Source organism: Micromonospora sp. NPDC003944 (genome assembly GCF_053605225.1).
Genome location: NZ_JBSGIV010000127.1, coordinates 1 through 7358, shown reverse-complemented (window position 1 = coordinate 7358; position 7358 = coordinate 1). Strand labels below are relative to the sequence as shown.

Annotated in this window: 6 protein-coding genes; 3 read left to right on the top strand and 3 right to left on the bottom strand. The window is 70.7% G+C overall.

Annotated elements, in window-relative coordinates; translation table 11 throughout:
* Nucleotides 1–151: 151 nt before the first annotated feature.
* From ACWER9_RS31560 to ACWER9_RS31550, 3 genes are all read right to left on the bottom strand, one after another.
* On the bottom strand, nt 152–1237 hold the full coding sequence (locus tag ACWER9_RS31560) for a sugar ABC transporter substrate-binding protein (protein ID WP_452305282.1): 1086 nt from the start codon (nt 1235–1237) through the stop codon (nt 152–154).
* Between the two features lie 179 nt (nt 1238–1416).
* Complete coding sequence (gene ybaK, locus ACWER9_RS31555) at nt 1417–1896, bottom strand: Cys-tRNA(Pro) deacylase (protein ID WP_452305281.1); 480 nt, start codon at nt 1894–1896, stop codon at nt 1417–1419.
* Between the two features lie 27 nt (nt 1897–1923).
* Nucleotides 1924–3108: a THUMP-like domain-containing protein gene (locus tag ACWER9_RS31550; RefSeq protein WP_452305280.1), complete on the bottom strand. Its 1185-nt coding sequence runs from the start codon at nt 3106–3108 to the stop codon at nt 1924–1926.
* A gap of 259 nt (nt 3109–3367) precedes the next feature.
* Between ACWER9_RS31550 and groES the strand changes: the two genes are divergently transcribed.
* The 3 genes from groES (at nt 3368) to ACWER9_RS31535 (ending at nt 7204) form a co-directional block, all read left to right on the top strand.
* Nucleotides 3368–3682 (top strand): co-chaperone GroES, encoded by a 315-nt coding sequence (groES, locus tag ACWER9_RS31545; protein ID WP_030330046.1) that lies wholly within the window; start codon nt 3368–3370, stop codon nt 3680–3682.
* Between the two features lie 70 nt (nt 3683–3752).
* Nucleotides 3753–5387 (top strand): chaperonin GroEL, encoded by a 1635-nt coding sequence (groL, locus tag ACWER9_RS31540; protein ID WP_452305279.1) that lies wholly within the window; start codon nt 3753–3755, stop codon nt 5385–5387.
* 134 nt (nt 5388–5521) lie between these two features.
* A complete protein-coding gene (locus ACWER9_RS31535; RefSeq protein ID WP_452305278.1) occupies nt 5522–7204 on the top strand; it encodes a molybdopterin-dependent oxidoreductase in 1683 nt (560 codons plus the stop codon).
* Nucleotides 7205–7358 lie beyond the last annotated feature (154 nt).

Sequence of the window (7358 nt, the reverse complement as noted above, 5' to 3'; positions counted from 1 at the left end):
CCGGAGCAACCCGGTGGCCGGCTGCTCACCGTGATCGGTGCCACCACCGGGCAGATGCCACAAGCCGGCGCCCGGGTAGCCCGTCGCGATCTGGGAGAACCCCTCCCGTGCCGGGCGGCGATGGTCGTCCCGGCGGGTACTGCGGCGTCGGTCAGCTGATGCCGGCGTCGGCGCAGGCCTTCGCGTACGCCGCGGTGCAGACCTCTTCCTTGGTCACGTAGCCGTCGGCGATGACGTCCTTGATGTTGTCCTTGTAGATGGCCTTCGGGGTGAGCAGCACCGCGGGGACGTCACGGTCGCCGTCCTTCACCGACTGCCCGGTGTCCTTCTTCTCGCCCTTGGCGAGCGCGATGGCCAGGTCGGAGGCGGCCTTGGCCTCTTCCCGAACCGCCTTGTAGACGGTCATGCACTGGTCGCCGGCGAGGATGTTCTGTAGGCCCTCGGTGCTGGCGTCCTGCCCGGTCACCGGCACCTTGCCGTTGAGCTTGTTCTTCTTCAGGATCGAGATGGCCGCGTTGCCGAGACCGTCGTTGGCGGCCAGCACGCCGTCGATCTTGCCGCTGGCCTTGGTGAGCTGCTGCTCGAAGATCGTCGCGGCCTGCGCGTTGTCCCACGCCGGCACCGCGTCGTCGGGGCCCTTGACGTACTCCTTGGAGTCGAACTTCGGCTTGAGCACCGAGTCGTAGCCGGCCTTGAACAGGGTGGCGTTGTTGTCGGTGGGGGAGCCGTTCAGGTACGCCACGACGGGGTTCTTGGCGCCCTTCTCGGTCAGGCACTTCGACAGGCCCTCGCCCTGGAGCTTGCCGACGGTCTCGTTGTCGAAGCTGACGTAGTACTGGGCGGAGCCGCCGAGGGTGAGCCGGTCGTAGTCGATGGTGGCGACGCCCTGCGACTTGGCCTTGTCGAGCACGGCCTTGCCGGTGCCGGAGTCCAGGTTGACGATCATGAGGGCGGTGACGCCGCCGGTGATCATCTGGTCGGCGATGGTCTGGAAGGCGGTCTTGTCGTTCTGGGCGTTCTGGATGTCGTACTGGACGCCGGCGGCCTTGAACGCCTCCTCCAGGAACCGACGGTCCGCAGTTTCCCAGCGGGCCGAGGACTTGCTGTCCGGGAGGATCACGCCGATCTTGGGGGTCTTGGCGGCGGCGCCCTTGTCGCCTGAGTCGTCGCCACAGGCGGTCAAGCCGCCGGTCGTGAGCAGGCCCACGGCGGCGATGGTGAGGATCCCCTTACGCATGTGCAGGGTCCTTTCGGAGGTGGGGGAGGTGTTGTTTTGTTGTGTCCGGCAACGTATTTCGCGTCACACCGGCTCCACAAGACCGCGCAGGTGCCTAGTTTGTTGGGGGCGATAACAATTCAGCAACGCGACTGTTACTCGCTGGGTATCCCACCGGGGAGTCGACGTAACGGCAGTCGTCAGCGGGTCTGCAACGGCGCGGTACGCGCGTCCGTCAGCGCCACCAGATCCGCCGCGGCCAGTTCGAGTTGCAGACCGCGCCGACCAGCCGAGACGTAGATCGTCGGGAGATCCAGCGCGGAGTCGTCAAGCACGGTGGGCAACCGCCGACGCTGCCCGAGCGGGCTGATCCCACCGCGGACGTAACCGGTGGCCCGCTCGGCGACCGCCCGGTCGGCGAGCGCCGCCCGCTTGCCGCCGACCGCCGCCGCGAGCGCCTTGAGATCCAGCTCGCCGGTGACCGGGACGACCGCCACGGTGAGCGCGCCGTCGACCTCGGTCACCAGCGACTTGAACACACGCTCCGGTGCCACGCCGAGCGCCACCGCCACCAACGCGCCGTAGTTCGGGGCGTCCGGCGCCACCCGGTACGGGTGGGTGCGATGCGCGATCCCGCGCTTGACCAACAGTGCCGTTGCCGGCGTGCCCTGTCCCGCCACAGCGACGAGGCTAGTCGACCGGCAGTGCTAGCCGACCGGCTGGCCGATCAGCACCGTCGGTGCGCCGTCGACCCGGGTGAGCACCAGACTCGCCGACTCGGTCCCGGTCAACCGCAGGTCCCGGCGGAGCTGCTCCGGGGTGAGCGCCGAACCCCGCTTGAGGATCTCCACCCGGCCCACCCGACGCTCGCGCAGCAGCGCCCGCAGTCGCTTGAGCGAGAACGGCAGTACGTCGGTGATCTCCAGGCAGCGCGCGTACGGAGTGCGGATCGGCCCGTCGGCATAGAGGTAGGCGATGCTCGGGTCGGCCAGGGTGGCGCCCAACTCGGTGGCCAGCTCCGCCAGGAGGTGCGCGCGGACCACCGCCGGGTCCGGGTCGTACAGGTAGCGGCGTGGCGGCCCGACCGGCGCCTCGGCGGCACCCGAGCCGGTGAGCTGGTGATGGCCCTGCTGGCGGTACAGGCTGGCCCGGCGGGGCACCTCGGCCAACTCGCCACACCAGAGCGCGGCCTCGACCAGATCGCCGTCCACGCCGACCCACTCGGCCTCCGCGCCGGCCGGAATGAGCGCGTGGTCCAGGCCCGGCGCCACCTTCACGACGGTGCGCGGCACCCGCTCGGCCAGCCCGGTGACGAAGTCCCACGGTGGTGAGTAGGCGCGCGGGTCGAAGATCCGTCGCCCGGTGCCTGTGGTGCGGCGGGCCGGATCGCAGAAGACCCCGTCGACCCCCGACACGTCGAACCCGGTCGCGTCGCCGCACTCGACGGTGAACAGCTCGGCCAGCCCGGCCGCCTCGGCGTTGGCGGCGGCCATCGCCGCGGTCACCGGGTCGGCCTCCACCCCGTACACCCGGATGCCGGCGCGGGCGGCGGCAAGCGCGTCCGCCCCGAGCCCGCACCCGAGGTCGGCCAGGGTGCGGACGCCGGCCGCGGACAACCTGGCGGCGCGACGGTCGGCGACCACCCGGCGGGTGGCCTGCTCCAGGCCGGCCCGGGTGAGGAACATCCCGGCGGCGGCCGCGCCGAACTTGCCGACCGCCCGGTGCCGCAGCTCGGCCTGGGTGAGGGCCGCCGCGGCCAGCGTCGGCGGCACCCCGGCCGCGCGCAGCGCCGACGCCGCGGCCAGTGGATCACCGCCGGCCAGCCCGGCCGCCGCCGCGAGCGCGGCCGACCCCTCGGGGGTACGCAGCGCCGCCAGCTGATCGAGATCCACCCGATCATTGTCCCGTCCGACTCGGAAAACTTGGCTGGCGGGGCGCGACGCGCTGGCACTCTCCTTGACGGAGTGCTAGCCACGGAATAACCTGCGATTAGCACTCTCACCCTGAGGGTGCCAGCTTCCGGGTCTCACGACCCGGGTGCGCACGCCAGGCGGACCGGCACCCGCGACGACGGCACCGCCCGGTGGCATGAGGCAGATTGACGCTGGTCAGCCCCGCTGGCCAGCAACGAAACCAGTACCCCAGGAGGGTATGCCCGTGACTACCGCGACCAAGGTTGCGATCAAGCCGCTCGAGGACCGCATCGTGGTCCAGGCGAACGAGGCTGAGACCACCACGGCGTCGGGCATCGTGATCCCCGACACCGCCAAGGAGAAGCCGCAGGAGGGCACCGTCCTCGCTGTGGGCCCGGGGCGCGTCGACGACAACGGCAACCGGGTTCCGGTTGACGTGCAGGTCGGCGACACCGTCCTTTACTCGAAGTACGGCGGCACCGAGGTCAAGTACGCCGGCGAGGAGTACCTGGTGCTCTCCGCCCGCGACGTCCTCGCGGTCATCGAGAAGTAAGCAACCGATCAGTTCCATTGCCCCGGTCCGGCTCGCCGGGCCGGGGCAATGGCGCTTCGAAGGGACATTCATGGCGAAGATCCTGAGCTTCTCGGACGACGCCCGGCACCTGCTGGAGCACGGTGTCAACGCCCTCGCGGACGCGGTCAAGGTCACCCTCGGCCCGCGCGGGCGCAACGTCGTCCTGGACAAGAAATTCGGTGCGCCGACGATCACCAACGATGGTGTGACCATCGCCAAGGAGATCGAGCTCACCAACCCGTACGAGAACCTCGGCGCGCAGCTGGTCAAGGAGGTGGCGACCAAGACCAACGACGTCGCCGGCGACGGGACCACCACCGCGACCGTGCTGGCCCAGGCGATGGTTCGCGAGGGTCTGCGCAACGTGACCGCCGGGACCAACCCGGCCGGCCTCAAGCGGGGCATCGACGCGGCGGCCGTCAAGGTCTCCGAGGCGCTGCTCGGCAAGGCCGCCGAGGTCACCAGCAAGGATTCGATCGCGAACGTGGCGACGATCTCCGCACAGGACTCCACGATCGGCGACCTGATCGCCGAGGCGATGGAGCGTGTCGGCCGCGACGGTGTCATCACCGTCGAGGAAGGCTCGATGCTGACCACCGAACTGGACGTGACCGAGGGTCTCCAGTTCGACAAGGGCTTCATCTCGCCGAACTTCGTCACCGACCTGGAGAGCCAGGAGTCCGTCCTCGAGGACGCGTACATCCTGGTCACCACCCAGAAGATCTCGGCGATCGAGGAGCTGCTGCCGCTGCTGGAGAAGGTCCTGCAGAACAGCAAGCCCCTGCTGATCATCGCCGAGGACGTGGACGGCCAGGCGCTCTCCACCCTGGTGGTCAACTCGCTGCGCAAGACCCTCAAGGTCTGCGCGGTCAAGGCCCCGGGCTTCGGTGACCGGCGCAAGGCCATGCTCCAGGACATCGCGATCTCCACCGGCGCCGAGCTGGTCGCCCCGGAGCTGGGCTACAAGCTCGACCAGGTCGGCCTGGAGGTGCTCGGCACCGCCCGGCGCGTCGTGGTCGACAAGGAGAACACCACGATCGTCGACGGCGGCGGCCAGAAGTCCGACGTCGCCGACCGGGTGGCCCAGATCCGCAAGGAGATCGAGGCCTCCGACTCCGACTGGGACCGGGAGAAGCTGGCCGAGCGGCTGGCGAAGCTCTCCGGTGGCATCGCCGTCATCAAGGCCGGCGCCGCCACCGAGGTCGAGATGAAGGAGCGCAAGCACCGCATCGAGGACGCCATCGCGGCGACCAAGGCTGCGGTCGAGGAGGGCACCGTGCCCGGCGGCGGCGCCGCCCTGGTGCAGATCCTCTCCGTGCTCGACGACGACCTGGGCTTCACCGGTGACGAGAAGGTCGGTGTCTCGGTCGTGCGCAAGGCGCTCGTCGAGCCGCTGCGCTGGATCGCCCAGAACGCCGGTCACGACGGTTACGTCGTGACGCAGAAGGTCGCCGACCTCACGTGGGGCAACGGCCTCGACGCCGCCAAGGGCGAGTACGTCGACCTGGTCAAGGCCGGCATCATCGACCCGGTGAAGGTGACCCGCAACGCGGTCACCAACGCCGCCTCGATCGCCGGTCTGCTGCTCACCACGGAGAGCCTCGTGGTGGACAAGCCGGAGCAGGCCGAGCCGGCCGCCGCCGGTGGGCACGGCCACGGCCACCAGCACGGCCCGGGCTTCTGATCCGGTAGCGACACCCGTTTTGGGGCACACCGCCGTACGGCGGTGTGCCCCGGTTCGTTCCCGAGGGCTGGCAGGTCATTACCGAACGCTGACGTTGTTGGCGGGCGCACGGGATGATCGCGCACACTGGGCCGATGAGCACCACGTCACGGCGGTACGCCGCGCTGGCCGGAATCACCGCCGCCGCCGTCGCGATCGGGATCGCCGAACCTGTCGCGGTGTTGACCGGCCCCCGGTCTGCGCCCCTGGTCGCGGTCGGCGGCGTCATCGTCGACGCCGTCCCCGAGTCGCTGAAGCAGTTCGCCATCGACCTCTTCGGCACTGCCGACAAGATCGCCCTGCTGGTCGGCACGGCCGTGCTGCTGGGAGGCTTCGCGGCGCTCCTCGGCGTACTGGCGATCCGCCGACTGGCGGTCGGCCTGGCCGGCATCGCCGCGTTCGGCGCCATCGGCGTGGCCGCCGCGTTGACCCGCTCCGGCGCCGACCTCGCCGACGCACTGCCCTCCCTGGCCGGCGCCGGCCTCGGTGCCCTGGTGCTCTGGCTGTTCATCGCCGGGCCGTTCGAGCTGAACCCGTGGTCCTGGTCACCACCCACGCCGCCGGCCGGCTCTGGATTGGAGCCTGGCCGCCCTGGGTCGCCTGCCGGTTCGGTGTCGCCGGCCGCCCCTGGGTCGCCGGCGGGGTCGGTGCCGGTGACTCCCGTCGGACCGACGGCTGCGGCCGAGCCGGCCGGGCCCGACGATGTGGACCCGGAGTCGCGGCGGCGGTTCCTCACCGGCAGCGGAGTGCTGCTCGGCACGGCCGTGGTGGCCGGCCTCGGCGGGCGCTGGCTGGCCGGTCGGCGCGGCGTGTCCGCAGCCCGCGACGCGATCCGCCTGCCCGCGCCGGTCGCTCCCGCACCGGCCGTACCGGCGGGTGCGGACCTCAAGCTCGCCCAGCTCGCGCCGTACGTCAGCCCGAACTTCGGGTTCTACCGCATCGACACCGCGCTGGTGGTGCCGCAGGTCGACCCGGACACCTGGCGGCTGCGGATCCACGGACGGGTCGGCAAGGAGCGCACCTACAGTTACGCCGACCTTCTGGCCCGACCGCTGGTCGAGCGGTACGTCACGCTGGCCTGCGTCTCCAACGAGGTGGGCGGGGACCTGATCGGCAACGCCCGCTGGCTCGGCGTACCCCTGCGGGAACTGCTCGACGAGGTCGAGCCGGACGACGACGCCGACCAGGTCGTTGGTCGGTCGGTGGACGGCTGGACCTGCGGCACCCCCACCGCCGCGCTGCGCGACGGAAGAGACGCGCTGCTCGCCGTCGGGATGAACGGTGAGCCGCTACCTGTCGAGCACGGCTTCCCGGTCCGGATGGTGGTGCCGGGCCTCTACGGCTACGTGTCGGCCTGCAAATGGGTGACCGAGCTCGAGCTGACCCGGTTCGCCGACTTCGACGCGTACTGGATCCCGCGCGGCTGGTCCCGTGAGGGGCCGATCAAGACCCAGTCGCGGATCGACACACCCCGGAGGCGCAACCGGCTGACCACCGGGCCGGTGACCGTCGCTGGCGTGGCGTGGGCGCAACACCGGGGCATCAGCCGAGTCGAGGTACGCGTCGACGACGGCCCGTGGCAGCAGGCCACGCTGGCCCCGACCGTGTCGGTGGACACCTGGGTGCAGTGGTCCTGGCGCTGGGACGCCACGCCGGGCGAGCACCGGCTCCAGGTCCGAGCAACGGACGCGACAGGCGAGACCCAGACCGAACGTACGCAGGACGTCGTCCCGGATGGTGCCACCGGCTGGCATACGGTCCCGGTCAACGTCCGCTGACCGACACCACGGCCTCGCCCCGCGGCCTGCCTTGTGGCCGTGTTCGCAGATCTTGAACAGTTTCCGTTCTGGGCGGACGGTAAGTGTCCAAGATCTGCGGGTGCGGAGTGTGGAGATGCCGCTGGCCGGCATCCCCGCACCCCGGGGTGCCGGC

Coding starts and splice junctions, on each gene's coding strand:
- ACWER9_RS31560 (WP_452305282.1), bottom strand. CDS start 1,237: ATGCGTAAGGGGATCCTCACCATCGCCGCCGTGGGCCTGCTCACGACC.
- groES (WP_030330046.1), top strand. CDS start 3,368: ATGCCCGTGACTACCGCGACCAAGGTTGCGATCAAGCCGCTCGAGGAC.
- groL (WP_452305279.1), top strand. CDS start 3,753: ATGGCGAAGATCCTGAGCTTCTCGGACGACGCCCGGCACCTGCTGGAG.
- ACWER9_RS31535 (WP_452305278.1), top strand. CDS start 5,522: ATGAGCACCACGTCACGGCGGTACGCCGCGCTGGCCGGAATCACCGCC.